The 25,863-nt window shown below is 39.7% G+C and carries 27 protein-coding genes; 7 read left to right on the plus strand and 20 right to left on the minus strand.

Going from position 1 to position 25,863, the window contains the following annotated elements:
* Position 1: 1 nt before the first annotated feature.
* From ACRPI0_RS08360 to ACRPI0_RS08375, 4 genes are all read right to left on the minus strand, one after another.
* Positions 2-622, minus strand: coding sequence for a GNAT family N-acetyltransferase (locus tag ACRPI0_RS08360; protein ID WP_432351969.1), 621 nt, complete (start codon positions 620-622; stop codon positions 2-4).
* A 576-nt stretch (positions 623-1,198) separates the two neighbouring features.
* Positions 1,199-1,501 carry a hypothetical protein gene (locus ACRPI0_RS08365; RefSeq protein WP_432351971.1) on the minus strand — a complete coding sequence of 101 codons (303 nt, stop codon included), beginning with the start codon at positions 1,499-1,501 and terminating at the stop codon, positions 1,199-1,201.
* Positions 1,502-1,622: 121 nt separating this feature from the next.
* Positions 1,623-1,985 (minus strand): hypothetical protein, encoded by a 363-nt coding sequence (locus ACRPI0_RS08370; RefSeq protein WP_432351973.1) that lies wholly within the window; start codon positions 1,983-1,985, stop codon positions 1,623-1,625.
* A 175-nt stretch (positions 1,986-2,160) separates the two neighbouring features.
* Positions 2,161-2,610 carry a hypothetical protein gene (locus tag ACRPI0_RS08375; RefSeq protein WP_432351975.1) on the minus strand — a complete coding sequence of 150 codons (450 nt, stop codon included), beginning with the start codon at positions 2,608-2,610 and terminating at the stop codon, positions 2,161-2,163.
* A gap of 290 nt (positions 2,611-2,900) precedes the next feature.
* On the opposite strand from ACRPI0_RS08375, the gene ACRPI0_RS08380 reads away from it, so the two are divergent.
* Positions 2,901-4,961 (plus strand): S9 family peptidase, encoded by a 2,061-nt coding sequence (locus tag ACRPI0_RS08380; protein WP_432351976.1) that lies wholly within the window; start codon positions 2,901-2,903, stop codon positions 4,959-4,961.
* Between the two features lie 112 nt (positions 4,962-5,073).
* On the opposite strand, the gene ACRPI0_RS08385 is transcribed toward ACRPI0_RS08380, so the two are convergent.
* Together ACRPI0_RS08385 and ACRPI0_RS08390 are read right to left on the minus strand one after the other, a co-directional pair.
* Positions 5,074-5,970 (minus strand): DMT family transporter, encoded by an 897-nt coding sequence (locus ACRPI0_RS08385; RefSeq protein ID WP_432351978.1) that lies wholly within the window; start codon positions 5,968-5,970, stop codon positions 5,074-5,076.
* Between the two features lie 219 nt (positions 5,971-6,189).
* A complete protein-coding gene (locus ACRPI0_RS08390; protein WP_432351980.1) occupies positions 6,190-8,313 on the minus strand; it encodes an AAA family ATPase in 2,124 nt (707 codons plus the stop codon).
* 294 nt (positions 8,314-8,607) lie between these two features.
* Here ACRPI0_RS08390 and ACRPI0_RS08395 point away from each other — a divergent pair, with 294 nt between their 5' ends.
* Positions 8,608-8,991: a CidA/LrgA family protein gene (locus ACRPI0_RS08395; protein WP_432351982.1), complete on the plus strand. Its 384-nt coding sequence runs from the start codon at positions 8,608-8,610 to the stop codon at positions 8,989-8,991.
* Positions 8,982-9,674, plus strand: a complete 693-nt coding sequence (locus ACRPI0_RS08400; protein WP_432351984.1) for an LrgB family protein — start codon at positions 8,982-8,984, stop codon at positions 9,672-9,674. The genes ACRPI0_RS08395 and ACRPI0_RS08400 overlap by 10 nt, the downstream gene beginning before the upstream one ends.
* Before the next feature lie 115 nt (positions 9,675-9,789).
* On the opposite strand, the gene ACRPI0_RS08405 is transcribed toward ACRPI0_RS08400, so the two are convergent.
* The 3 genes from ACRPI0_RS08405 to ACRPI0_RS08415 are packed head-to-tail and all read right to left on the minus strand — an operon-like array spanning position 9,790 to position 11,149.
* Complete coding sequence (locus tag ACRPI0_RS08405; RefSeq protein ID WP_432351986.1) at positions 9,790-10,242, minus strand: MarR family winged helix-turn-helix transcriptional regulator; 453 nt, start codon at positions 10,240-10,242, stop codon at positions 9,790-9,792.
* Positions 10,239-10,715 carry a glutathione peroxidase gene (locus tag ACRPI0_RS08410; RefSeq protein WP_432351988.1) on the minus strand — a complete coding sequence of 159 codons (477 nt, stop codon included), beginning with the start codon at positions 10,713-10,715 and terminating at the stop codon, positions 10,239-10,241. The genes ACRPI0_RS08405 and ACRPI0_RS08410 overlap by 4 nt, the downstream gene beginning before the upstream one ends.
* A 14-nt stretch (positions 10,716-10,729) precedes the next feature.
* The gene (locus ACRPI0_RS08415; protein ID WP_432351990.1) at positions 10,730-11,149 is read right to left on the minus strand and encodes an organic hydroperoxide resistance protein; all 420 of its coding nucleotides are present in this window, start codon (positions 11,147-11,149) and stop codon (positions 10,730-10,732) included.
* Positions 11,150-11,362: 213 nt separating this feature from the next.
* Between ACRPI0_RS08415 and ACRPI0_RS08420 the strand changes: the two genes are divergently transcribed.
* The gene (locus ACRPI0_RS08420) at positions 11,363-12,418 is read left to right on the plus strand and encodes a M42 family metallopeptidase (RefSeq protein ID WP_432351992.1); all 1,056 of its coding nucleotides are present in this window, start codon (positions 11,363-11,365) and stop codon (positions 12,416-12,418) included.
* A gap of 204 nt (positions 12,419-12,622) precedes the next feature.
* Here the strand turns inward: ACRPI0_RS08420 and ACRPI0_RS08425 are convergent, their stop codons facing one another.
* The gene (locus tag ACRPI0_RS08425; RefSeq protein WP_432351994.1) at positions 12,623-12,847 is read right to left on the minus strand and encodes a hypothetical protein; all 225 of its coding nucleotides are present in this window, start codon (positions 12,845-12,847) and stop codon (positions 12,623-12,625) included.
* A 315-nt stretch (positions 12,848-13,162) separates the two neighbouring features.
* Between ACRPI0_RS08425 and ACRPI0_RS08430 the strand changes: the two genes are divergently transcribed.
* A complete protein-coding gene (locus ACRPI0_RS08430; RefSeq protein WP_432351996.1) occupies positions 13,163-13,459 on the plus strand; it encodes a hypothetical protein in 297 nt (98 codons plus the stop codon).
* A 34-nt stretch (positions 13,460-13,493) separates the two neighbouring features.
* Here the strand turns inward: ACRPI0_RS08430 and ACRPI0_RS08435 are convergent, their stop codons facing one another.
* The 10 genes from ACRPI0_RS08435 to ACRPI0_RS08480 form a co-directional block, all read right to left on the minus strand.
* Positions 13,494-14,837 carry a TldD/PmbA family protein gene (locus ACRPI0_RS08435; RefSeq protein ID WP_432351998.1) on the minus strand — a complete coding sequence of 448 codons (1,344 nt, stop codon included), beginning with the start codon at positions 14,835-14,837 and terminating at the stop codon, positions 13,494-13,496.
* A 2-nt stretch (positions 14,838-14,839) separates the two neighbouring features.
* Positions 14,840-16,228, minus strand: a complete 1,389-nt coding sequence (locus ACRPI0_RS08440) for a TldD/PmbA family protein (protein ID WP_432352000.1) — start codon at positions 16,226-16,228, stop codon at positions 14,840-14,842.
* 350 nt (positions 16,229-16,578) lie between these two features.
* Positions 16,579-16,800 carry a transcriptional regulator gene (locus ACRPI0_RS08445; RefSeq protein WP_432352002.1) on the minus strand — a complete coding sequence of 74 codons (222 nt, stop codon included), beginning with the start codon at positions 16,798-16,800 and terminating at the stop codon, positions 16,579-16,581.
* Between the two features lie 115 nt (positions 16,801-16,915).
* The gene (locus ACRPI0_RS08450; protein WP_432352004.1) at positions 16,916-17,221 is read right to left on the minus strand and encodes a hypothetical protein; all 306 of its coding nucleotides are present in this window, start codon (positions 17,219-17,221) and stop codon (positions 16,916-16,918) included.
* Positions 17,222-17,376: 155 nt separating this feature from the next.
* Entirely contained in the window at positions 17,377-17,952 is a 576-nt protein-coding gene (locus tag ACRPI0_RS08455) for an SCO family protein (RefSeq protein WP_432352006.1), read from the minus strand.
* Between the two features lie 73 nt (positions 17,953-18,025).
* A complete protein-coding gene (locus ACRPI0_RS08460; RefSeq protein ID WP_432352008.1) occupies positions 18,026-19,798 on the minus strand; it encodes a GMC family oxidoreductase in 1,773 nt (590 codons plus the stop codon).
* 23 nt (positions 19,799-19,821) lie between these two features.
* On the minus strand, positions 19,822-20,601 hold the full coding sequence (locus ACRPI0_RS08465; RefSeq protein ID WP_432352010.1) for a gluconate 2-dehydrogenase subunit 3 family protein: 780 nt from the start codon (positions 20,599-20,601) through the stop codon (positions 19,822-19,824).
* 449 nt (positions 20,602-21,050) lie between these two features.
* Complete coding sequence (locus ACRPI0_RS08470) at positions 21,051-21,206, minus strand: hypothetical protein (protein WP_432352012.1); 156 nt, start codon at positions 21,204-21,206, stop codon at positions 21,051-21,053.
* Between the two features lie 53 nt (positions 21,207-21,259).
* A complete protein-coding gene (locus ACRPI0_RS08475) occupies positions 21,260-21,913 on the minus strand; it encodes an S-layer homology domain-containing protein (RefSeq protein ID WP_432352014.1) in 654 nt (217 codons plus the stop codon).
* 27 nt (positions 21,914-21,940) lie between these two features.
* Complete coding sequence (locus tag ACRPI0_RS08480; RefSeq protein ID WP_432352015.1) at positions 21,941-22,129, minus strand: S-layer homology domain-containing protein; 189 nt, start codon at positions 22,127-22,129, stop codon at positions 21,941-21,943.
* Between the two features lie 264 nt (positions 22,130-22,393).
* Between ACRPI0_RS08480 and ACRPI0_RS08485 the strand changes: the two genes are divergently transcribed.
* Together ACRPI0_RS08485 and ACRPI0_RS08490 are read left to right on the plus strand one after the other, a co-directional pair.
* A complete protein-coding gene (locus tag ACRPI0_RS08485) occupies positions 22,394-23,443 on the plus strand; it encodes an aromatic acid exporter family protein (RefSeq protein WP_432352017.1) in 1,050 nt (349 codons plus the stop codon).
* A 328-nt stretch (positions 23,444-23,771) separates the two neighbouring features.
* Positions 23,772-25,655, plus strand: a complete 1,884-nt coding sequence (locus tag ACRPI0_RS08490) for an alkaline phosphatase family protein (protein ID WP_432352018.1) — start codon at positions 23,772-23,774, stop codon at positions 25,653-25,655.
* Positions 25,656-25,863: the final 208 nt, after the last annotated feature.

Here is a 25,863-nt window from a genome sequence, read left to right on the forward strand (position 1 = left end):
GTCAAACTAATTCCTTTTCCATTGCCCAGAAAGTTTCATCCCATCCAACATGTTCATATCCTAGGTGTTCGTATAAACGCCTAGCTGGATTTCTAGGGTCTACGCTTAAAAATAATTTCTGATACCCATAGTTTTTAGCTTGCGTTTCGAGCATACCCATTAAAGTACTTCCAATTCCTTTGCCCCGAAATTCTTTTAGTATAGCCATTCCGATTTCCGGAGTTTCCTCGTCACCATAGCTCTTTTGCTCTTTATCAAACAGACGCAACCAAATGGCACCAACCGGCTGTTCACCTCTTTCTGCAATTAATCCAATATCATCACTCTGTTCTCCCCACCCATCGAAAAACTTTGAGACAGATGGTTCGTCTAGTATTGTCCTTGGGAAAGGTCTTTGTCCTTCTGGAACAAATGCCGACTCATAAACCATTTCTCTCAGAAAGCGAAGATCGTGCCTTTCTAGACTTCGTATTTCATAATACATAAGGTTTATCACCTGTCCTTTATTTACGAAATGAGCTACATTTTCTTGTTCTCTATTTCCACGAGATAATTGCTTGAAATTTAAATAAACCTTGCTCTCTCCATTGATTAAAATACTTTTGGTAACCCATTTCCTCATGAGTCATAGTGTGTTGGGTATCCATCAACTTTAAAGTATTAGTCCCCCGTATAGATTCATAACCCGGATTCGCTTTCACATTTCCAAAAAGCGTTTCAAATGTATGAACATCAACTTCTATTGTTCCGGTAACGTTAGATTCAAGCAGAAAAAAAGTCTCCTATCCGTGATCTGTATGCCTTTTAAACATCAATCCAGCTTTGTCTCATGATAAATCCAGGAGAAGGATCATATTACATGGCATCTCCATTAAGTTAAAGATTGTAACTTCTGTCGTTTTCTTTTAAAAATGTATAGCCATATGTAAAAAATCATCCAAGATACTAGGGGGAAGCAACCTGTAATATATGCTGTTTGAATCTGTGTGGTTTGCAGTAGAACTATTTCTGTTATAAGAGTTGGAATCATAATTAGTAAACACACTCTAACTATTTTGTTTTTGAAACTCAGATGAAATCTTTCACTCATCTACCTCACCCCCTAGAGATTTATGTTTGTCCCGAATGAAGTGCAGCCAATTTAACACAGCTGCGCCCCTTTTGCTGAACTCCTATTATTGAAAGTATATTCCTCAAATTAGGCTTCAACTTTCTTCCACATGAAGAAATTGTATAGGACCTGACCAGAATAAGCCGTTATAAAAAGAAAGCTAAAAATCACATTTGCTAACATACTCCAATCTGCATAGATGAAAATAAAAATGAGTGCCAAAATCGATATAGGAAGACTTGTTAAGCTTCTAATCATTTTTCGTCTGTATGATAAATTAAAGTAATTAACTTTGAATCCTTTATCTACTTTTTCGGACTTTTTAAAAGTAAGGGAAAAAATAAGAGTGATAACTATTCCAATCATAACGGGAATGATGATCTGTAACACACGTACCCCTCCTTGCAATTTAGTGTTTTTATTAAATATTCATATTCACTCAACTACCACTACCCCTTAAGAAGAGAACTACTTTTTAACTTATAATTATTCCTATTCGTTCAAGAGAATGTTAATTTTGATAGTGATGAAATATAGTTTCTTCCGGAGTAACACTTACAATAAATGCAATATCTTTTTCCGTAACATGAGGTACAACAAACTCAGTACCCCAGTGACTTGCATAAAACATAGACGCCAAATCTTTGTATAGATTTACTGTAAACCACTTTAACTCACCCCTGTTATTTAAATGGCTTTTCAATAAATACTCTGTAAGTAATGAGCTGTTACTAGCTGTCATTATGGTGAGTTTTTCTTCTTTACGAATTTTAATCTTTCCTATGAATTGAGATTGAATTTCTTCAATAGTGTCAATTTCTTCGTCCCAACAGTAAATGTCAATCACATCTGATTTTGCTAAAAAATGTTCCATCAAGAGCGTCCAAAAACCATATCCTATTAACGGAAGAACTGTAGATGTTGTATATTCATTTGAATAGCTTGGTTAAAAACTATGTTGTTTTGCACAGTATTGAGTTCTCCTTGTCTAGCAAAATCAAGTTAAAGCGCTCGTTTGCTCATGTTCTTTGAACACATATCCATTATAGTTAATCAATAAATGAACTCGTCTTAAAACGAATACCATCCTCCCCCATAAATTTTCGAGGAGCGATTTTTTCAAATGTATAGGTAAATCCTTCCTTGCCAGGAACGGTAATTTCATAAAACTCTTTATTCTTTTTGACACGATAGCCTGAAAATTCGCCTGACTTCAAAGTTAATTTCTCTTTTTTTGCTTGCAATTCTTCTGCTTTTGCATAAACCTCCGCTTCACTCATCTCAAAGTCTAAATATCCTCCTAAACTTTCATCATTAATAACTAACGAGTCACCTCTAAACGAAAGAACATAATAAGTTAAACCATTATTGCTTTCTTGATGTAATGCAACTCCGTACCAGGAATTAGTTACATCGTTCATTTTATTAATACCAAATATTAAGAAAATAGATGACAATAAAATTCCACTAACTACTAGAATCCATACTCTCTTTGACATACTATCTCCTCCGTTTTTAGTTAGATTCATCTATTATACGAGAACGAATTCAGATGGTTTCAATATTTCAGCAAGTATGTTTATATAATTCTATTTATTACAGAAATATCCTTTAGAAAGTTTTAATACCACAGAATTCATAAACCTCCTACGTCTTTATTTATTCCGTTTTCGCACTATTTCTAGTAACCGCTAGTCACTTTCCCGAATTGATTCCTACACCAAAAAGAGGATTTTTGATATGTATCACGAAATCAATTCCTATATCGAAGGAAGGAGTTTTACTAACTATGAAACCACCTATCGCAAAACGAATCCCACATCCTCACAAATTGCATGAAGATGTGCGCGAGGACGATTATTATTGGTTGAAAGATCGTTCGAATCCCGAAGTCATTGAGTATATAGTGGAAGAAAATCAGTATTACAATGAAATTATGCAACCCCTTAACGAACAGACAGAACTGATTTATCAAGCCATGGTGGACCGTGTTCCAGACACCGAAGTAAACGTTCCTGTACAACAGGGTCCTTACTTTTACTACTCTCGTATGGACAAAGCCAAGCAATATCCTATATACGCTCGTAAGAAAGCAGCTACGCGCGATCTTTTACCTGAAGCTCAAGAAGAAATCATTCTTGACCTAAATGAGTTGGCCAAGGGAGGTGATTATTTAAGTGTCACAGCTTTGCGCCGAAGCACCGATCATCGCCTGCTAGCCTATTTAGAGAATCGGGATGGGACAGACCGGTATACGATCTTCATTAAAAACTTAGAAACTGGAGAACTTCTTTCCGACCGAATTTCAGATGTCTTCATCTATGGCAGCATGGAGTGGAGCCGTTGTGGTGAGTATATGTTCTATATTACTGTCGATGAAAACGAACGTCCTAGTAGATTCATGCGTCATCGTCTAGGGACTGAGTTCAATCAGGATGAACTACTTTATGAAGAGACGAATGAGACCTTCACACTCTATATGAACAAATCTCAGAGTGGAAAATACATTATCGTACATGCGGATTCGAAAACTACGAGTGAGATCCGTCTGGTTGACGCAGATGCGCCTCTCTCTCCTCTCCAATTAGTTGACGAGAGACGTAACGGTATTGAATACGATGTTGAGCATCAGGAAGATAACTTGCTGATTCTTACTAATGAAGACGCGCAAAACTTCCAGCTACTCATTTGTCCAATCACTGATTTACATGCAAGGAAAAACGTTGTCGCGTATAACGAGAATCGCTTCCTTCAAGCTATGTATCCATTTAAGGATAAGTTACTAGTCATGGGACGAGAAAATGGGTTAACACAAATCTGGGAACTGAAAGACGGTCAACTGGAACAAATTCAATGGGACGAGCCACTCTATTCCGTCTCAGTTCAATCAAATCAAAACTACGATACTTTTGAAGTATTACTCAGTTTTGAGTCGATGCTAACGCCAGAAACGACGTACGGACTCGATCTCTTAACTGGAGTAAGAAACTGCTTGCAAGTAGCACCTGTCAGTGGGGCCTATGACTCTTCAAGCTACCGCCAAAAACAAATCTGGGCCACTGCAGATGACGGCGTAAAAGTTCCATTAAACGTGGTTTATAAAGAAGGTGCACTCGATCATGGACCAGCTCCAATGATTCTGTATGCGTATGGATCTTATGGAGCTAACAGTGATCCGAACTTCAGTCCGTATCGCCTACCTGCATTAGACAAAGGTATTGTCTTTGTAACCGCACAAGTACGTGGGGGATCTGAGATGGGGAAACAGTGGTACGAGGATGGAAAGATGCAGAACAAACGAAACACGTTTACTGATTTTATAGCAGCTGCCCACTACCTGATTGAAGAAGGCTATACAACTTCAGACAAACTGGCTGCACGCGGAGGTAGTGCCGGAGGTTTACTTGCAGGAGCTGTCTCTAATATGGCAGGAGATCTATTTAAAGTCATTGTCCCTGAAGTTCCGTTTGTAGACGTTGTTACAACGATGCTCGACACAAGCATCCCACTTACCACACTGGAATGGGACGAATGGGGAAATCCTCAAGAATCAGAAGCATATTTCTACATGAAATCATATAGTCCATATGACAACGTAGAAGCAAAGAACTATCCGCATCTCTACGTAACCACAGGCTTGAACGATCCACGAGTGGGCTATTGGGAACCCGCGAAGTGGGTCGCGCGATTACGAGAACTGAAAACCGATGATAATATTCTTGTTATGAAAACAAATATGGGTGCTGGCCACTTTGGAGAGTCAGGCCGTTTTAATCAGTTGAAGGAAGTTGCGGCGTTATATGCATTTGTGTTTGATAAAATAGGGACTGGTGTCGAGGTTAACGTTTAAGTTACTGTTCAATAAGTTAGTTTAAATGAAAACAGGACGAGAAAGCGTGTTGGCTTTTCTCCTCCTGTTTTCTATTTATAGTTTTTCATTTCAGTAGTTATTGCTTGGTTATTCAAAGGACCTTTTTATATCTTCTCCCCGCCACAAGTACAGCGGAATACAACACCAAACCAACCCCCAACACTTGCCACCCGCATAACTGATCCCCTAGGAACAAAACACCCATCATTACTGCAATAATCGGTTCGATAGTTGCTAAAATAGATGCCTTCCCCGCTTCTAAATATTTCAGTCCTGATGTGTATAAAACATACGCAGCAACTGTTGAGACCAATGCTAAAAGCAGCGCGGAAACTAAGACATTGATGTTTTGGAATTTATCCACCTTCGTCAACACATCACTAGTTAGCAACATGAAAACACTTGTATAAAAAAATGTGTATGTCGTGATCGTCAAAGGGGAATATCGTTTCGTGACAGGTTTTGTGAATATGCTATAAAGCGCATAGCAAAATCCTGAAAGCACACCCATAAGCAGCGTCATTCCTGGAATACTTTGCTGTCCGAGTGGCAATAAGCCAACAACAAACGCACAGCCTGTAATGGCAAATGCCAATGCCCATCCTTTACGGATCGTGAGGGGTTCCTTAAAGAAGATACGCGACAAAATCGTTACGAATAGTGGCCCTGTATACAAGAGCGTCACTGCGAGAGATAGGTTCGACCTAGAAAACACTTCGAAATAAAAATAGTTAAACAACGCCAAACTAAAGATGCCAGCACTAGCGAAAAAGAGATGGTCTTTCAATCGGGTGCGTAACTGTTCCGGGTAAAAGACAAGCATAATAACGAGTAAGAATATAAAGCTGAAAATTGCCCGTATCGCAACGACATCCCAAGCAGTGAACCCTTGTGCGTATAAAGGAGCGATGAATAATCCGATTAGACCCCAACATACCGCTCCTGCAATAGTCACCAGGTAGACTCTGAGTCCTGGCTGTGAATCCATTGTTCCCCCTCCTACTCAACACCTATGTAGTTTTTCAAATCTAATCATACAACATTCTGACAGTGATATATAGCTGAAATTGGTAAGTTTGACGCAGGTAACATCAAACTGTTTATCCCATATGTAAGATGAAAACGATCAAATAGGTTGCTCTATATGTAAAAAAGAAACTACCTTCTGCTTATTAGCAAAAGGTAGTTTCTTTAAATTCATTATTGATTACATCTTTACAACTACAATCTCTTCGCCATCAACTTCTACGCTAACTTTTCCAACAGTCTCTTCGTCCAACAATAGATCTGTCAGTGGGTCTTCGATTTTGTCTTGGATCACTCTACGAAGTGGTCGAGCACCGAAACGTTTGTCATAGCCTAGATTGACTAGAGCTTGTTTCGCTTCTTCAGTAATCGTAATTTCAATGTTGTTTTCTTGGATAGCTTTTTGTAGATCCACTAACATCAAGTCAACAATCTCCAGTAGATTCTTTTCCGTTAACTCATTGAATGAGACAATCGTATCGAAACGGTTTAGAAACTCAGGTTTGAAATAATCCCCTAACATGTCGAGCATTGCTACAGAGTCATGCTCTGTCTGATTGAATCCAACACTCACTTTTTTAGTTATACCCGTTCCTGCATTACTTGTCATAATGATGACCGTATCTTTGAAGCTGACCGTACGGCCGTGTGAATCCGTTAACCGACCATCCTCCATAATTTGAAGGAACATATTTTGAACGTCTGGATGTGCTTTTTCGATTTCATCTAACAACAGAATTGAATATGGATTCCGACGGATCTGTTCCGTCAATTGTCCCGCTTCTTCATGACCGACATATCCTGGAGGCGAACCAATGATTTTGGACACCGCATGTTTCTCCATATACTCACTCATATCGAGGCGAATGAACGCATCACGTGTACCAAATAATTCTTCTGCCAACACTTTCGTAATTTCTGTCTTCCCGACACCAGTTGGACCGACAAACAAGAATGATCCAATTGGACGTTCTTTAGATTTCAATCCAGCACGACTGCGTCGAATCGCTTTCGCTATTTTTTCAACAGCTTCAGTCTGACCAATGACCTTCTTGCTGAGATTTTCAGCAAGTGATTTCATTTTCGCTTGCTCCGCTGATTGTAGTTTCGTTACAGGAATCCCCGTTTTTTCTTCTACAATCTGTTCGATATCCGCAACGGTCACTACTGACTGACTGACTTCGCTCGATTTTTGTGTCTCTTCGAGTTTTTGTCGTAAGCAAACTTCTTCTGAGTGTAACGTCGCCGCTTTCTCATAATTCTCTTGTTCGGCTGCTCGTTCTTTTCGCTGAACTACTTGTTGCAAGCGCGTTTCCAATGATTCTGCATTAGATGAAGTCTGAGTAAGGTTCAAACGTGACCCCACTTCATCCATCAAATCAATCGCTTTATCTGGTAAGAAACGATCTTGTATATAGCGCTCTGACAACATTACAAACGCCTGCACGGCTTCTTCCGAGTAACTCACTTCATGGAATTGCTCGTATCGGTCTTTGATACCGTTCAGAATTTTAATAGCGTCTTCCGCAGACGGTTCTTTTACAAGAATCGGCTGGAATCTACGCTCAAGTGCTGCGTCTTTCTCGATTTGACGATACTCTTTCAACGTTGTTGCACCAATCAGTTGCAATGTGCCCCGTGCAAGTGCAGGTTTCAAAATGTTGCCTGCATCCATCTGTGAGCCTTCTGCTGTTCCTGCTCCAACAAGTAAGTGGATTTCATCTATGAATAACAATACATCTTGTCGCGTTTCCAATTCCTCGATGAGCTGTTTCATCCGCTCTTCAAACTGGCCTCGAATTCCTGTATTCGTAACGAGCGATGCCACGTCGAGCATATACACTTCTTTGCCTAGCAATTTCGCTGGCACGTCCCCTTCATGGATCTTCACCGCAAGACCTTCTGCAATTGCTGTTTTGCCGACGCCAGGCTCTCCAATCAATACAGGATTATTTTTATTTCTTCTATTTAACGTTTCAATTACACGCTTAATTTCTGAGTCACGTCCTATGACGGGATCGATTCCCCCAACGCGTGCTTCATCGGATAAATTCTTACCGAGCTGATCTAGTAAACCAGGTTCATGATTCTCTTGGTGTCTTACTTGAGTTTGTGCCTGTTTACCACCATTTTCTTGGAAAAACTGATTGGCTTCTTGATTGAATGAAGGAATATTTCCCGCACTCAACTTCCCATTTAATTCTTGAAAACATGAACGGCACAGATTCGTTTGCATTTTCTGTTGATTCATTTGAAGTATTAAACTCATTGTTGCTTCATTTTTTTCACAATGTTGGCATCTCATAGTTGGGTTCCTCCTTAAAATCATTATCTATATTAAGTTCTGACCTTGACTATCTTTGACCTATATACGTATTATACACTGACTATTTTTGACCTTCAAATTATCTGCTTGTCTGATTGAAGACCAATATACTACCTAAAGGAATTCACCGAATACTGAAAACAATGTTTTTTGCGTTTGATGCTATCCCTTTATTATACTAAGTACATGAAGTGTTAATAGGAGGCAGCTCATGTCCTCTCTATCTTTAGATCACTCACGCATACGAATTTAACGAAAGAAGGAATAGCTTCCATGAATCTCTTCATTAAGCTAGTTCAAGTTGTATTTCTTTATGGTTTTTATTTGTTAGGAAGCTGGTTACACGACTTTCTGCAAATTCCTCTTCCAGGAAGCATTATTGGTTTGTTATTAGTTTGGGGAGCTCTAAGTATGAATGTTTTATCTTTAAAATGGATCGAATCGGGAGCACATTCTCTATTATCCGTTTTGCCGATTTTCTTCATCCCTGCAACTGTCGCTGTCATGAACTATGGCCATTTCTTTTCGGGTAAAGGTAGCTTACTTATACCCATCACAATAGTTAGTACATTTTTGACGATGGGTGTAGCCAGTTTCGTCAGCCAAACCGTTGCGAAGCGACTGGGTAAGAGAAAGGCGGGGTCTGAATGCAATTGATAGGTGTTGCAATAGGTTTCATACTCCTAACAATCGTCATCTACTTTTTGATGAATGTAGTTTACATGAAGTTTCATTTCCCATTTTTAGTTCCTATTATTACGACTACAATTACGATCATTGTGATTCTCGTCGTGTTCAATATCCCTTATGAAACGTATATGATTGGTGGACAATGGATTAACCAACTGCTCGGACCTGCTGTTGTATCTTTAGCGATTCCTTTATATAAACAGCGAGCACTGCTTAAACTCCAGATTTATCCGATTTTAACAGGTGTTTTTACTGGTTGTTTGACAGGAATGGTAACAGGAGTGCTCTTTGCCAAAAGTGCAGGATTTTCTAAGGAACTCGTCCTCTCCATATTGCCAAAATCTATTACAACACCTATTGCGATGCAGATTTCCGAACAAGTAGGCGGTATTCCAGCACTCGCAGCTGTTTTCGTTATCATTGCGGGTATCACAGGTGTTCTTCTGAGCCCTTATTTTTTAAAGTTCTTCAAGTTGGATAGCACACTTGGCCGTGGTATCGGTTTAGGCGTTGCCACTCATGCAATCGGAACGTCTAAAGCGATTGAATACGGCGAACAGGAAGCGTCTTTGAGCTCCGTCGCCATGACTCTTTCAGCTATTTTCGGATCAGTACTTGGGCCTGTAATTGCGTGGATCTTCTATCTATAAACTTCACTGGAAAGACTGTCTTAATAGGACTGTCACTTACTTTTCACAATAACGAACAAGCAGAGACAGTTCAATCAGGTTCTCTGCTTGTTTGAATAGGTAAAGGCATCCACCATTACGCATCAATGGATTTAGAGCGTTGCTTCAATTTCCCATGCAGCTCATTCAGTCGCTCCATCAATTCTTCATATTCATTTAAGCTGATGTTGCAAAGCTGAACTTCTTCAGTAACCCGTTTAGTAATGCTACTTTGTTCTTTGTACGCTTTTTCTTCAAGAGTCACATATACTTTTCGTTCATCCTCTGTAGAGCGCTCTTTTCGGAGCCAACCATTTTCTTGCATACGGGTAATCATCGGATTCAACGTCCCGGTACCGAGATGTACCCGCTCTCCAAGTTCTTTCATTGTCACTGCATCTTGTTCCCATAATGACAGTAGTACTAGATATTGAGGATACGTTAGACCAAATGGTTTCAACACACTTGAGTACAGTTTGTTAAACTCTCCGGCTGTTTCGTATACAGCAAAACATAGTTGTTTCTCGAGTGAATTGAAATCTTTCATCATAAAAGCTTTTCCACATCTTTCGCCAGTTTTTCAGGAGCTGTTTGTGGAGCGTATCGTTCAACAACTTGGCCATTTCGATCAACTAAAAACTTCGTAAAGTTCCATTTAATTTTTTTTGAAAGCATTCCTTTTTGCTCTGTCGTCAAATGATCAAATAGCGGATCTGCCTCGTCCCCATTCACGTCTATTTTAGCGAACATTGGGAAGGTGACACCATAATTCATTTGACAAAACTCCGTAGTTTCATCAATATTGTCAAATTCTTGGTCGTTGAATTGATCGCACGGGAAACCTAGCACAGTGAGTCCTTGATCTTTATAGTTCTCATATAATTCTTGTAATCCTCCGAACTGTGGCGTAAATCCACATTTGCTCGCTGTATTAACAATCACAAGCGGTTTTCCTTCATACTCCTTCAATGACAGCAGCTCACCATTCGGTTGTTTTACTTCAAAATCATAGATTGAAGTCATTCGAATTCCTCCTTTTAGTTAACAGAAATTTCAACTTCTATATTACCACGCATCGCTTTAGAATACGGACAGTACGTGTGTGCTTTGAGCGCATACTCTTCAGCAACCGAATGATCCACACCTTCAATTGTAACTTCCAGTTTGACCCCGAGCTTCACGCCTCGATCTTCCTTATCTGGATAGAGTGCAACCGTCGCGATGACTTCACTACTTTCAAATTCTACTTTGTCTTTTTCTAATTGAAGTTCGAGTGCACTGTTAAAACAAGCGCTATATCCTGCCGCAAACAATTGCTCAGGGTTTGTTGCAGTTGTCACTTCCCCGCCAAGTGCTGCTGGCTTTGCTACATCTAAATAGAAGATATTATCTGGTGAAAAAACTGATCCATCTCGTCCTCCCGTATTAACAATTGTCGTTTCGTAAAGTGATTTCATGTAAAAACTCCTCTTCCCTTTTTATATATCGCGTACGATTAAATCCTATACGATACAAATAACCAATACAAGATAAATGCTTTTGAATCGAAGTGATGAGTGAATATTAAATAAAAACGTTCCATTTTGTCACTTTCCTAGCTTCAAAAGTTGTGACAATTCTTATAAAACGATAAACTTAGAGAGACGAACCATTTCGAGAGGAGAATACATATGATTAATCAACCCGACACAGCAGAAACAAAAGAACTGATTGAACAACTCGTATCGATTCCAAGCCCTTCCGGCTTCACAGAAGAGGTTATTACTTTTGTGGAGGAATATTTAAAACCTTTCGACGTAGAAACGAAGCGCAATCGAAAAGGTGGGCTCATTGCGACAATAGCTGGTGAAAACAGCGAGGAGCACCGTATGCTGACAGCGCACGTAGATACTCTTGGCGCTATGGTGAAAGAAGTAAAAAGCAATGGACGTCTTCGTCTAGATTTAATCGGTGGCTATAATTATAATTCGATTGAAGGCGAGTATTGCCAGATCCACACGTCTTCAGGTGAAACGATTACAGGTACGATTTTAATGCACCAAACTTCCGTCCATGTTTATAAAGAAGCTGGCAAAGCAGAACGAAACCAAGTGAATATGGAAGTTCGTATTGATGCAAAAGCAACGAATGAGAAAGAAGTTCGTGCATTTGGTATCGAAGTTGGGGATTTTGTTTCACTCGATCCTCGAGTAGAACTTTGTGAAAATGGATTCATCAAGTCCCGCCACTTAGATGACAAGGCGAGTGTCGCGATTTTGTTGCAGCTTGTCAAACAAATACATGAGGAAAAGATTTCACTTCCGTATACGACGCATTTCTTGATTTCCAATAACGAAGAAATCGGCTATGGCGGTAACTCGAATATTCCTGAAGAAACGGTCGAGTATTTGGCGGTCGATATGGGTGCAATGGGAGACGGTCAATCTACGGATGAATTCACTGTATCTATTTGTGCGAAAGATGCGAGCGGTCCTTACCATCTTGGCCTCCGCAACTCACTAGTCGATTTAGCGAAGCAACATGACATCGCATACAAGTTGGATATCTATCCGTATTATGGTTCTGATGCTTCAGCTGCGATTAAAGCAGGACATGATATTATTCATGGTTTGATTGGTCCTGGTATCGATTCATCACACGCATTTGAGCGTACTCATGAGGAATCACTCGCGTGTACGTTACAGTTGCTGTATCACTACGTGCAATCAGATATGCAACGTTATTAAATTTCTCTAGCGAAAAACCAGCGACCTGTAGCTTTTCAGGTAGCTGGTTTTTACGTTGTTTCTATTATTGAAGTTAGTCATTTAATTGTTCCGAACACAACCGTCAAAACAATCATGTATATTCGTTTTGATACATTCTAAAGAATTACTTTTTTTGTGTTTTGATGACTATTATAGCAGACGGGTTGTATTAAAATCTTCCTATCATTCTCCGTCAATAACACCGTACCTATTCTGTTTTTCCATCCAATTGCTGGCGTCTCTCCATTTTAAAGATTTAGCAGCAATCCAACTACTGGATTCGGATGCTTTCTCTTTCGGATCCCAGCCCCAATCATCTGTCCAATACATCAATCCGTCATGAATAACTAGTTTTGCATCAAGAAAAATGGAATCCTGATGAGGTCGGTGTGAAATGTGGAATTCCATTACGCCTTCAAACAATAACTAAATTGCTGAAAGGTCTCGATACTGCCTTTGGAATAGAATGCTTACAGTTTTATCTGATTCTTTTGAGGAAACAGCCATCCCTAAACATTCACCCACAAAACTCTCAGTCGACATGTAACATTACTTTAAACAACTATATTGGAAGCCACCGAATGTGTTTGAAAGATTCTCAATATCCTTGTTATCTCTTACTAGTAACCATTCCACGAGATTGCAACCTTAACTTTAATTTATTTTAGAAACTTCAATCATCGTATATACTAACATCATAGCTAAACAATGGAGGTTCAACTAATGGAATTTAATAATATTGACGAACAAGTCATTCAGAAATATAAGGAAGATGAAACACTGATGGTGCGGCTATTTGTACAATGGTGTGCTAACCATAAATTGGATCCGCATGCTCTTTATCAAACCGCCTACCCGCAGCAATCCGCCAATTCAGTTTTGAAAGAAGTTATCGATAGCGATGATGGATTTGAAGAACTTCACATCGACAATGAAACAATGTTGGATGTTCTCCAGATGTTCGGGAATGATGATCTTGCATTTGTTGTGGCTGATGAAATACAGCGGTTGAAGAAGTGAGGAATTATGTTAGACTCAGGGATTTCACCATAAATCATTCCACTGTAACTGACAGTTCTTTCACTTTTAAAGAAGGTGAACCATACCCACCAGGTACAAATTTCAAGTCAGAACCAACAGATACGATTGCCTTCATATAGTCATAGAAGTTCCCTGCAATCGTCATCTGTTTCACAGGTGAAGCAATTTGACCACCTCTTATATAGAAACCTGTCGCAGCAACTGAAAAATCGCCAGAAGTGGTACTCGTTCCGGAGTGAAGACCCGATAATGACGTGATCAGCACACCTTCCTCAATAGCTGCAATTAGCTCTTCTTGGCTTTCTTCGCCTGGTCTAATGTATAAGTTATCAGGTGCAACGGATAGCGTACTCTTATAGGAGGATTTACTAGCATGACCTGTAGAGTCCACTCCCTCTTTTTTCGCGGTTTTCCGATTATGAAGAAGGGTTTTTAATGTACCATTCGATATAATGACCGTTTTGTGAGTCGCTACACCTTCCCCGTCAAAGTTCCTACCTAATAACGCCTCGGGATGGAATGGATCGTCAATAAGATTAAAGTGTTCAGCCCCGATATTCATTCCAATTTTGTCTTTCAACAACGACTGACCTTTCTGAGCTTCTTCAGCGGAAAAGATTGGCGTAAATGCCGCTAATAACGAGGCAGAGGCATCGTGCCGCATAATGATGGGATACTTACGTGACGGAATCGATTGCTCACCTAAATAGGAAAGCGCTTCTTCTGCTGCTTCTTCCGCAATTTCATCCGCATCTAACGAATTAAAATCCCGTGTCAATCGAACAGCGCCACCCGTCTTCATTTCATCGCCGTCTTTTGCAACTGCTGAGATGAAGATAATGACCCCATTCGATTTGTCATGTAAAGAAAGACTTTTATTATTCGTAAGAACACGTTCTTCAGCAAAGTCTTGAAGTAGACAATAATTTAACGAAGTAATTCGGGAATCGTAAGCTAATGTCTTCTTTTCCACTTCTTTTATGAACGCGATCTTCTCGGGAATAGAGACATCCGCAAGCGCATCACTAAACCGCGATTGTTGCGAGTATTCTTCACTGCCTTCAAAAATATCCGTTCCGTCATCTTCATCTAATGCTTCTGCATTCGCTTTGGCACGTTCTATTAAAAACGTAATGGAATCCTCATCGGTTTTCTCTGTATATGCGTAGCCCATTTTACCGTTGTACAAGCCTCTGAAACCAATTCCGCCTTCTTCAGATGTTTCGTAACTATCGATTTCCCCTTCAAATATTTTCACTGAAAATGATTTCGAAGTTTCATAATAAACTTCAGCTTCTTCAAAACTAGCATTCCCTGCTTGCGTCAATAGTTTTTCTTGAATGTATTCAATCCCCATGATTACTCCCCCTTTGTCCCGCCAACAGTAATTTCAGAAATACGCAACATAGGCTGACCTACGTTTACAGGAAGACTGCCACTGACAGACCCACACATTCCCGCACCATGTGCCAAGTTGTTTCCGACTTTGTCGACCAACTGCAGTGTCTTCGCACCGTTACCTATCAGGGTTGCACCACGTACCGGACGATCGATCTTACCGTCTTTTACGAGATACGCTTCAGCGACCGCAAAGTTGTAATCCCCTGTTGCAGGGTTCACCTGACCGCCACCCATATATTTTGCGTAAATCCCATTTTCAGTAGATGCTATGATTTCTTCCGGTGTGGATGTGCCTGGCGCAATATACGTGTTCGTCATCCGTGAAGTAGGATTAAATCGATACGATTGTCGGCGAGAAGAACCCGTCGCTTCCGTATTCATGCGACGCGCATTAAATTTATCGATCATATATCCTTTTAAAATGCCATTTTCAATAAGCACATTTTTGCGCGTCTTTTCTCCTTCGTCGTCAATTGTCAAGGAACCCCATTCGTTAGGGAGTGTTCCATCATCAATATACGTCACGATATCAGGTGCTACCTGTTCACCGATTCGATTCGCGAATACTGAATTATTCTTTGCCACCGAAGTCGCCTCAAGTCCATGACCACAAGCCTCGTGGAATATAACTCCACCAAATTCGTTGTCAATGATCACAGGGAACTTACCGCTCGGGCACTCATCTGCACCTAGCATCGTCACCGCAATACGAGATGCCTCTCCTGCATAATGCTGGAGATCTAGATTTTCGATAAATTCAAAACCAGCATGCGCGCCAGGACCATAGAATCCACTCTGCATTTCTGCACCATCCGTCGCTGTCGCTTCAATCGCTAGTCGAGAATGGACACGTTGATCCTCAACGAATTTACCTTCTGAGTTTGCAATTAAGACATTCTGTTGTTCATCATAATAGCGAATCCCTACTTGCCGGATTCGTTCGTCATAATTTCTAGCTATTTCGTTTGCCTTTCTCATAACCGCCACTTTTAATGCATGCTCTACAGTTTGTGGCAGATGAGCAATCGTGTGAATAGGTGTAATGATTTCCTTTTGTAATGGATGAATAATTCCATTTCCGCCTCCGTGAATGGCTAAAGCAGCACGCTTTGCTGCCTCTATCAACCCTTCTTCAGTGAAGTCAGAAGTATACGTATAAATACTTTGAAGTCCTGAAAAAATACGAATTCCGATACCAAAGTCACGACCCGATATACTTTTCTCGATTTTTCCGCTCTGCAACTCAATCGAATTCACAAACTTATCTTCTATGAAAACCTCTGAAAAATCACCGCCTGTCGATAAGGCGGCTTCTAACACATTTTCTATTAGCGATTGCTTAATCATGTTTGCATTCCCCCCCTTTGGATTATAACCTACAATTTGTTAAAATTCACTGATTTACGTTAATGTTCAGTCTAATTGTCAACTAGAGATACGCTTGCTTTAGATTAAATCTTTTAATTACACTTTCAAACAGCTCTTTCGCTTCTCTCCATGCAAAAAGCAGCCGTTTTATCGAGGCTGCTCAAAAAGTTCTTTCGAATTGGTTTTATGGGAAAAATATCGTATGCATTCCTTTCATTATATCTGAGTAGTAACCTAGACTCTTCATTGTAAAAACGTGAGCCGAAACAGTAGGAATGCTTCGGCTCACGTTTATATAATGAAATTGATTTGTTAGAGGCTTATATCTATTAAATCACAGCTTTTTCACGCGCGATTACAGGGACAAGTGCTAAAACAGAATCGATTGCAAACGTTCTTTTAGCATTACGTAAGTGGCAGTAGGCTCTGAAAGATGACTCTCCTAACTGGAGCACATTGACTCTTCGTTTCGTTATACTTCCGTCCTTGGCTAGGTACATCATATCTACTGTTTGCTGATAATGCATTGCTCTCTCTAATTGTTTACGCACATTCGTTCCCCTCCTTATAATCAGTATAGGGAATGTTTGTTCGTACGTAAAGAAAAAAAGCATCTCAAGTGCGATGCTTTTAATTATATTCGAATGAAATTACCTTTTGCATTATTCATTTCATTAAGTTGAATCGCACTACACGCTCTGTTAACCCTGCATCCAACAATGCATCTACTTCAATTTTGCCGAACAGATCGAAGTGAGGGTAATCTTTTTTATAGTCTATCCATTCAGGTTTTAACCCATAACCTAGTCCCCATTCAATCAGTCGATCCAAATTCGCACAACCTACCTTAGTTACGGTCTTGCAACCTGGAAATCGCTCATCCATCCAATAATGAGTAAGAAAGGCAATCTCTCCAGCGCGAACAGACTCTTTCCATTCATTTAATTCTTTACGATTCGTTCCTAGTGCCATACGTTAAATCCCCCAGTGGACATCCAATTCTTTTTATTGACTACCACGGTCATTACCTCTGTTATTCATTATACAAAAGAGATTGGTTTATGACTGATTATAGAACTTAAATTAGGCTTAGTGTTCTTGTTTTTTACATTAAAGTCTTTGTAACACTACTTCCCCAATACTGTTTTTACATCTGCTATTAACAAATCGTTATCTATTTCACTCATACCGTTATACTTTTTAACAATCTCACCATCAGGATTAATCAAATAAAAGTAATAGCTATGAGAACGTTGGTCCAATGCCCCTTTTTCTAACACAGCGCGAAACGTATTGATTGATAGATCTCGTACTGTTTCAAAATCATAGCCTGTTAAAAAAGTAAACGAGTTCAAGTCTGCTCCGTAATCTTTTGCATAGTTTCTTAATACTTCCGGCGTGTCATTATCCGGATCTATGCCAAAAGAGACGATTTGAGGGGTGTAGCCTTCATTGTTCAACTCACTTTGAATGCCGACCATGTTGGCAGTTGTTCTTGGGCAAACCGTAGTGCAGTGCGTATAGGAAAAGTAAGCAATCCACCACTCTCCTTTAGTGTCTTGCAAGCCAAAGGGTTTGTCGTCTTGAGACGTATAGCTGAAATTAGGAATGACTTCTGACATGTTTGTTTCAATATGTTTACTGCTGCATGCGCTAAGAAATAGAATGGCTGCAAAGTAGATTACCGCTTTTTTCACGTTCATAGACGCACTCCCTTACTAGAGTATGTATTACGGAAAAGGCGGTTTTCACCCCGCCAGTTCCTAATGAGACTGATTAGCTATTTGTTGAAGTTGCTGTTTCTTTTCCTTCTTCAATCAGCTGGCCGCCACCGTTTTCTAAGAACTTAATCATACCTTCTGCTGCACGGTATGCTAAAGCACCGACTGTTGCGGTAGGATTTGAGCTGCTTAAATGAGGGAATGACGAAGCACCAACTACGAAGAGATTATTCATATCCCAAACTTGTGAGTAGTTATTCACTGCAGAAGTTTCTGGGTTTTCTCCCATAATAACTCCGCCTCCAGTATGGTCAGACAATGACGTTTTATCGAATTCGGTTTCATCCGTGATTTCAGGGACTGTAACATAATCCGCACCCATTTGCTCGAGCAAGCCTTTAGCTTTTTGGTGTGCATATTTCACAATATTTCGATCTTGGTCGTGGAATTTACTAGTAACACGTAATAGCGGATCACCGAATACGTCTCTGTACGTTGGATCTAGATCCATGTAGTTTTCACGCCAAGGAAGTGCCCCGTTTTGTTGTTGTACATCTATGCGACGATTCGCATAAAATAAGGATTTTTCTTTAAATTCTGGTCCCCATGAAGGCGTACCATCAGGAACGTGGTTATTTGAAATCGGGCGATCGCCTCTTTGAGAAGTTCTCAAACAGAAGCCATGTAGGAAGTCATGTTCCCGGTGATCCAATTGTTCTAGGTTAAAGTCATCCATCGTGACACCAAGTGCTCCTGTTCCAGCATAACGATTGAACTTCTTCTCATCAAAGAAACCACGTACGCGTGTATGCGTTAAGTTACGTTGGTGAGCAGTTAAACTTTTACCAATAACACCTGTTTCATCTTTAGGGTTATAAGGCTTACCGATTTCAGAAAGAAGCATTAAGCGAGTATTGGAGAACACAAATCCACTCACTACAACCAAATCAGCTGGTTGAATAAACTCTTCCCCAGTTTCCGTATCAATATACTTAATAGCAGTTGCTTTACCATTTTCATGCAAAATACGGACAGCATACGCATTATTACGCAACTCAAAATTTCCGGTTTTCGAAGCAGTTGCGAGTACTGTAGCTATAGGGTCGGCTTTTGCACCGAAGTCACAACCGAATGATTCGCAAAATGCACAATAGACACATCCATTAATTGTTTCACCATCTGGGTTTGTATACGCTTCTGAAAGGTTAGCAGAAGCAATTCGATATGGGTGATACCCAAGTTCTTTAGCTGCTTTTGTAAATGTACGGATAATTTCTGTTTCTTTCTGTGGTGGTGTCGGGTACTCATCTGAACGTTGGCCTGGACGCAATGGATCTGGCTCACCAGAGATGCCGGTCGCTTTTTCAAACTTATCGTAATAAGTTTCTAGCTCGTCATATGTAATTCCCCAGTCTTGCAATCTCATGTCTTTAGGAATAATATCTTTCCCGTACTTCTCAATTGTCTTACTATGAATTTCAAAATCGGTCGGAAGCCAGCGGTACACCATACCATTCCAGTGAACACCAGAACCACCCGTATCTGTACCATTAATCGCATTCGTATCGTTGCTTCGGTTAGGAGAGGCAACCTCTTCTGGTGTGTTACGAATCGTCAATGTCTCTTTGCTTAAATCTTGAAACATGACTTTACGGCTGTCATAACGAAGCTCATCTTTAGATCCGATGAAGTCTTCTCGTACCTGAGCTTTACCTCTTTCCAAACCCACTACTTTATATCCCTTTTTCGCTAGCTCCGCTGCTGCAATACCGCCTGCCCAACCAGAACCAACAATAACTACATCTGTTTTCGGCAATGTTTTTGCCATAATACTCACTCCTCACTTCTAGATTATTTTGGTTGGTAATCTGTTAAGCTGACTTGATCCATTTTGATAAATTCTTTTTCCTCGATCATATTCATATAAGAAGCAATCGAGCCCGGATATTCTTTCATCTTCCAGCCTTCCATGTCTCTGTTTCCTCCATATAATGGGTCAGAGTAAGCCCCTTCTAGAGTTAACGTCCGTAACAATTTAAAGAATGCTTTAGAGCTAATTCCTTTTAGTTGAATTTTATCCGCTTCGAAATCTTTCAAAATCTCAGTTTGTTGTTCTGCTGTGGCATCATCGAATTTAGCATCAAAACGCTTCATACTTTCCTCGCTCATCGTACGTAAACCATTGATGATAATCTCTCCACGATTCAAGCTAGAATCTGCTGCAGTCCCATTCCCATTTGTAAATGGACCTTGGCGATAATCTTTTACATTATTACCATACGGGCCGGCAAGCTGTTTATCGATGAAATACGGAACTCCAAGTCCAATCGCTCCTGGACCGTTTTTGTCTTCTGGGAAAATGCGCTCCACTGCTTGCTCCAATATCGCGAAATCAGCAAACCGAGTGAAAAACATGCGTGCTTCTTCGTACCGCTTAGCTGGCTTTTTTTCATTCCCATTTGTAGATTTCTTATCATTATTCTTACCGAATTGACTTGTAAACAATCCGCCGAGTAGCGCACCGCCTGCTACGCCTCCTACAGCAATCCCTGAATTCTTAACAAATTGACGACGGCTTGGATCAGCTACGATTCCATTGCCTTTTGGCTTATTTGTATCTTTATCGGCCATTAGCTTTTTCCTCCCTCTATTATGTAGTGATGGTCAAAAAACTTCTAAATGACGATTAATTGAATACGCATGCAAAATGTCCAATTAAAATACAAGCTTTCCGTATTTATCAAGAACAATAATAGTGCACTTATACAAAATCGTCAGAGAAATTGATATCTAACGCATTATACTGCTGTTTTTCTTCAATAACAAGCCCTTGATTTTAATTTTAATTAAGTTTTTTCTCTCCCTTTTACAATATAATCCTCTATTTCATATCAATAGATTACCTACTAACCTTTAGATACCCGTTACGACTCTTTCCACCCGCCGTTTTCTATTTATTATAACTTTTTTCAACAAGCCAGCTAGTTTAGGATTGAATAGATCTCGTGTTATTTATTTCCTGCCCGCATACCTCTTTTTAGATAAAAAAACGTCGGCTCGTCACCGACGTTTTCAGACTTTTATTGGATTGACTTTAATTGGCTAACTATTTTACCTGAAGGGTCCACCACTTTCACAACGTCTATACCTTTGACAAAGTATTTTTTATATCCTTTTTCATTGATTTCTACAGCATGTGTGAATGTTTTATATGGTGTTGTTACTGTTTTATTCACGTCTGTGATTTTCGAGATATCATTTGTGGACGGTCCACTCTGCCAAGTCTTCCCTACCTTAACAGGATACTTAGGTACGTGTAGTACTCCGAGAACGGAAACGATTCAATCAGCTGTTCATCTGTTTCTTCTTGGTTGACGTACGTAACATCTCCAGATTTCAGCCCTTCAATCACCCAGAAGAAACCGGCATAGTAAATCTCACCAAACTGTCCCATTGTTCTCTTATACTCCATATGGATATCACCAATTAATGAGTTGTAGATGTACTTCTTCGTCATGTCACGAGAATAGCCATCTTTTTTCACCGTTTTTTGTTTATACTGAGGGCTAAGACCTCTTGCAAGAAATGCAGAAAACTGTTCACGGGTAACATAGCCATTTGGCCGGAATGTACCGTCTGGATAACCTGTTGTAATGAAGTCCCCTGCGATACCTCGAATAGAAGGATATGCTTTCATTTGTTCACCGATATCTTTAAATTTCCGAATCGTACCAGTTTCTATATCAAATGCCCGTGCTAGAATAATCGCCATATCGCCTCGTGTGATCTGTTGGTTGGGTCGAAAAGTACGGTCGGGATAGCCAGAAATAATCTTATAGACTGCTGCGTCGGCAATATATCCACTAGCCCCGTTTTGCGCAGTGACATCTGTAAAACGCTTAGGGCGTGATCTCCCATCATATCCAAGCATACGACCAATCATAATTGCAGCTTCTCCTCGAGTTACATTTCACGTAGGTTGAAACTTCCCATTGGAATAGCCACTAATGATTTCTTTTTCAATCAAATATTGAATTTCATCATGGAATCTATTGTTTTCTGGAACATCGGGAAAACTAGTCGCCGCCGCAGCTGCTGGTTGCACAGCTACTATACAAGCAATCCCACATACAGCTAAAAGTGTTAAAATTCTCTTCATTTTATCTCTCCACGAATGTTTAGAATTAGTTACTCTCTTGCTATAGCAAATCTATCTAGCTTATCGAATAGCTTTCAATTCCGTGACGAATTTTCCATTACTTGTGCACCGAACTCTCGTGTTTGAAAAACATTCAAGATTACTTTGCGCTTGGGTTCCTATTGACATTCTATTAGTGGGCACATGCTGCTTGAATGATTCTTATACAGCCACGCAACGCTTTTTTCTATGTTAAAATAAAATTATTGGGGGGGTTAAGAATGTATGAGGAACTTTCATTTCCATGGTAGCCGAATACTAAAAACAGGAATCGCTATATTTTTAACGGCTATTATTTGTGAATGGTTTAACTGGCCGCCAGTATTTGCTGTAATAACGGCAATTGTAACCATTGAACCCACTGTTAGTGATTCTATTAAAAAAGGAATTATTCGGTTTCCGGCATCCGCTATCGGTTCTGCTTATGCTGTCTTGTTCATCGCACTTTTTGGAAACTCTCCGATTACATATACCTTGGCTGCTGTTTTCACCATTTTAACTTGTTATAAACTAAAACTGCATGCAGGCCTGCTTGTGGCAACGTTGACAGCTGTAGCAATGGTTGAAGTCATCCATAGCAATTACTTAATATCGTTTTTCATCCGTTTAGGTACAACAACGATTGGTCTGTTGGTGTCCACCGCAGTTAACATGATCGTGTTTCGACCTGATTATAGGAATGATATTTCAGAAAGTATACAGAGTATTGGTTCACGGGCAGGATCTATTTTAGAACAAACGTTTCGTACGATCTTATATGACGAGAACAAAGATCGCAAAATAGATGGTGTAATTATTCACCAACTTAATAAGGAAATCCTAAAAACAGAGACATTAATTCGTTTTCAAAAAGATGATTCGAAATTGCATCCCTTCATTGGCGGAGATGCGAAGGAGCTTCTTATGACTGAAAGACAATTGTTATATTTGCACAATCTGGATTATCACATAGGGAATTTAATCTACTTACCCTTGAATATAATCTCATGGTCAAAGTCAGAACGTGATATCATCATGTACGCTGTAACAGAACTAGCAAATGACTTACATCATGCAGCGGACTATAGTTCTGAAAAGCATCAGTTGCAATTAAAAAATATTACAGATCTATTCTGGGAAGACAATGAGGAACTAACGAAAAATAATGAAATACACCCAACCCAATTTCCACCAGAGTTAATTATTCTCTATGAACTGGTCACGATTTATAACTTAGTTGATCGATTCTACAATCTAGATTGTACGACACAACTTATTAAAGTAGAACCAATATAATGAACCAAATTTAAATGCTTTAAAAAGTTATTTATGCACGATACAGTTTTGAATAAGGTCTGAGTTGTATTGCGCACAGGTAGCGATTTTTATGCAAGAGTTTTAGCGGACAGCTTTACATAGCTATTCGCTTTTTTTTGTATAAAATCTACCAGTTCGCCTCACACTTTCATCATTGTTCACAATGGTGTCACGTTGTATCGTGTATAGGCAACTGTTATCTATACCACTAGTTTATCTTGTTTTCATAATGGGAATAATTCTTTGAAGCGAGGGATGCACTATATATACGCACATTAAAGTTTTTAGTATCATTATTCTTTTCAGTATGACTTCTATTATTACTCAACCTGTTTTTGCAGCTGAGACAACAGGTACGATTAGCGTGGTGTCTTTTGACGGTTTAGGTTATATGGACGCTCAACGCTATATGGATAAAGGGATTATGCGTAATTTGGAAGAGTTTCAACAAGCAGCAGCCTACGCTACTGATTTCATCACCGTAATGCCTTCATTAACTGCTCCGTCCCATGGTGCGATGGCTACAGGTGCACAACCTGTGAAAACAGGTATCGTCAGCAATGAATTTCATACTCTTGGAGAAAAAACAAAAGACAATCAAAGCGGATTTTCTCAGACGCTCGGTGTTACGCCTATTTGGAAAAAAGCAAGAAATCAAGGTAAAGTGACCGCGACTGTTGCTTTTCCAGACTCTAATCCAGACAACGCTTCTGCTGCTACCTATGCCGTTTATTCAGGTGGAACATTAGCCCAATCCGCCTTGCACAATTTGAAGTTTTCTACTGTAGAAGATGAACGAGTCCATCAGATAGCTTCAGATTCGGTAGAAGTTGAAGAAGCTGTTGTTACATTGGATACTAAAGACTATCCCACTCAGCAGCTATTTGTACTGAGAACAGATGAAAAAGATCCGAAACTCTATATTTCCACAGATCAAAAAGAAATTGGAGAAGAGATTTTAGCAGACGACTGGAATTCCATCGAATTGGATTTACCACCTCTAGACAGTGCAGGATTTTATGTAAAGCTTAAAGGAGATATCGGAAATAAAGATGAACTTCAACTATTCCAAGGTACAGTGATGGGCGGACTTTACCGTGGGCCAGACAATTTTCCGAAGCAAATCGGATCGGAATTCGGATTTTATCCGGCTGCTGATGAATTAGAGGCATTTACAACTGGAATTATTACACGAGAAGAGTATGAACAAGTAGGAGAACGTTTTGCAAAGTGGGTCACCGATGTCAGTTTATACATTAAAGATACCTATCAACCTGACTTACTTTTTTACTACTACCCTACTGTAGATACTGAACTGCATAAATTTTTATTAAGAGAACCTGATCAGCCTAGCTATGATTTGAAAAATGTACAAGAGAAGGAGAAATACGTGAGCTGGGCATTCGGACAAGCGGATCAAGCTATTGGAAGAATCAAAAACAATCAAAATGCTGAAGATCATTTGCTACTCATCTCGGATCATGGACTGGAGCCGATTCATACAAGACTATCTCCGAATAAGGAGCTTGAGAAGGCGGGTCTCTTGGTGAAAGATAAGAATGGTGCTATCGATTCTTCCAAAACAAAAGCATATGCGGAAGCGAGTGGGACGATTGCACATGTCTATGTAAACTTAAAAGGCAGAGAGAAAAAAGGAATTGTTGAACCTGCAGAATTCGAAAAAGTGAAACAAGAAATTGTATCGGTTTTCACAAATCGCATAGTGTTCTCTCCCCTGTTTCAAGACCCACGGAAAGTAGCAAATCCTATTTTACGATGGTTGACCGGTAAAGGTGATACCTCTTATAAAGCTTATCCATACCCAAAAGTTACGATGTTTTCAACTAATAATCCAAAAAAACTCGCGCCGTATGAAAAAATCTGGACAGATGATAATGGAGAGTATGCGTCTTTAAATAATGGTAATAGTGGTGACGTCTTCTTATCGGCAGCTTCAGGCTTCTTAATGGGAAAAGATGCAAACATTGCTGCTGAACCAACGATGGAATTGGGAAGCCATGGCGGAGATCCAGAACGTCCAAGATTACGACCTATTTTGTATGCATCAGGACCTGGAATTTCACCTGGTGAGTTGAGCGATAGAATTACAATGACCGATATAGCACCTAGTCTATATGATTTATTAGGTTTACAAGCACCTGACTTCGTTGACGGACAACCGATTTGGTAAACAAAATAAAGTTCAGATGCCTGTGCAAGAAATTCTCGTGTTTGACCGAACATTCACGATTGTTTTGTGCACAGACATCTCTTTTTTTAACAACTAAACAAGCATGAAGAATTAGCCTTCATGCTTGTTTAGATAATACTTTTATGTGGTAAGGCAATGCACTTTCATGTCTTTTTTATACACACGAAACTATTTCATCAAAACTGTC

It is taken from the genome of Sporosarcina sp. A2 (assembly GCF_050858885.1).
GTDB lineage: Bacteria > Bacillota > Bacilli > Bacillales_A > Planococcaceae > Sporosarcina.

What these genes read in the sequence shown, in the direction of transcription:
- ACRPI0_RS08480 (WP_432352015.1), bottom strand. Translation starts at nt 22,129, where the DNA reads ATGAAGAGAATTTTAACACTTTTAGCTGTATGTGGGATTGCTTGTATA.
- ACRPI0_RS08415 (WP_432351990.1), bottom strand. Translation starts at nt 11,149, where the DNA reads ATGAAATCACTTTACGAAACGACAATTGTTAATACGGGAGGACGAGAT.
- ACRPI0_RS08360 (WP_432351969.1), bottom strand. Translation starts at nt 622, where the DNA reads ATGAGGAAATGGGTTACCAAAAGTATTTTAATCAATGGAGAGAGCAAG.
- ACRPI0_RS08435 (WP_432351998.1), bottom strand. Translation starts at nt 14,837, where the DNA reads ATGGGGATTGAATACATTCAAGAAAAACTATTGACGCAAGCAGGGAAT.
- ACRPI0_RS08405 (WP_432351986.1), bottom strand. Translation starts at nt 10,242, where the DNA reads ATGATGAAAGATTTCAATTCACTCGAGAAACAACTATGTTTTGCTGTA.
- ACRPI0_RS08440 (WP_432352000.1), bottom strand. Translation starts at nt 16,228, where the DNA reads ATGATTAAGCAATCGCTAATAGAAAATGTGTTAGAAGCCGCCTTATCG.
- ACRPI0_RS08420 (WP_432351992.1), top strand. Translation starts at nt 11,363, where the DNA reads ATGATTAATCAACCCGACACAGCAGAAACAAAAGAACTGATTGAACAA.
- ACRPI0_RS08460 (WP_432352008.1), bottom strand. Translation starts at nt 19,798, where the DNA reads ATGGCAAAAACATTGCCGAAAACAGATGTAGTTATTGTTGGTTCTGGT.
- ACRPI0_RS08425 (WP_432351994.1), bottom strand. Translation starts at nt 12,847, where the DNA reads ATGGAATTCCACATTTCACACCGACCTCATCAGGATTCCATTTTTCTT.
- ACRPI0_RS08430 (WP_432351996.1), top strand. Translation starts at nt 13,163, where the DNA reads ATGGAATTTAATAATATTGACGAACAAGTCATTCAGAAATATAAGGAA.
- ACRPI0_RS08475 (WP_432352014.1), bottom strand. Translation starts at nt 21,913, where the DNA reads ATGATTGGTCGTATGCTTGGATATGATGGGAGATCACGCCCTAAGCGT.
- ACRPI0_RS08485 (WP_432352017.1), top strand. Translation starts at nt 22,394, where the DNA reads ATGAGGAACTTTCATTTCCATGGTAGCCGAATACTAAAAACAGGAATC.
- ACRPI0_RS08375 (WP_432351975.1), bottom strand. Translation starts at nt 2,610, where the DNA reads ATGTCAAAGAGAGTATGGATTCTAGTAGTTAGTGGAATTTTATTGTCA.
- ACRPI0_RS08385 (WP_432351978.1), bottom strand. Translation starts at nt 5,970, where the DNA reads ATGGATTCACAGCCAGGACTCAGAGTCTACCTGGTGACTATTGCAGGA.
- ACRPI0_RS08390 (WP_432351980.1), bottom strand. Translation starts at nt 8,313, where the DNA reads ATGAGATGCCAACATTGTGAAAAAAATGAAGCAACAATGAGTTTAATA.
- ACRPI0_RS08400 (WP_432351984.1), top strand. Translation starts at nt 8,982, where the DNA reads ATGCAATTGATAGGTGTTGCAATAGGTTTCATACTCCTAACAATCGTC.
- ACRPI0_RS08395 (WP_432351982.1), top strand. Translation starts at nt 8,608, where the DNA reads ATGAATCTCTTCATTAAGCTAGTTCAAGTTGTATTTCTTTATGGTTTT.
- ACRPI0_RS08450 (WP_432352004.1), bottom strand. Translation starts at nt 17,221, where the DNA reads ATGGCACTAGGAACGAATCGTAAAGAATTAAATGAATGGAAAGAGTCT.
- ACRPI0_RS08465 (WP_432352010.1), bottom strand. Translation starts at nt 20,601, where the DNA reads ATGGCCGATAAAGATACAAATAAGCCAAAAGGCAATGGAATCGTAGCT.
- ACRPI0_RS08490 (WP_432352018.1), top strand. Translation starts at nt 23,772, where the DNA reads ATGACTTCTATTATTACTCAACCTGTTTTTGCAGCTGAGACAACAGGT.
- ACRPI0_RS08370 (WP_432351973.1), bottom strand. Translation starts at nt 1,985, where the DNA reads ATGGAACATTTTTTAGCAAAATCAGATGTGATTGACATTTACTGTTGG.
- ACRPI0_RS08455 (WP_432352006.1), bottom strand. Translation starts at nt 17,952, where the DNA reads ATGAACGTGAAAAAAGCGGTAATCTACTTTGCAGCCATTCTATTTCTT.
- ACRPI0_RS08380 (WP_432351976.1), top strand. Translation starts at nt 2,901, where the DNA reads ATGAAACCACCTATCGCAAAACGAATCCCACATCCTCACAAATTGCAT.
- ACRPI0_RS08410 (WP_432351988.1), bottom strand. Translation starts at nt 10,715, where the DNA reads ATGACTTCAATCTATGATTTTGAAGTAAAACAACCGAATGGTGAGCTG.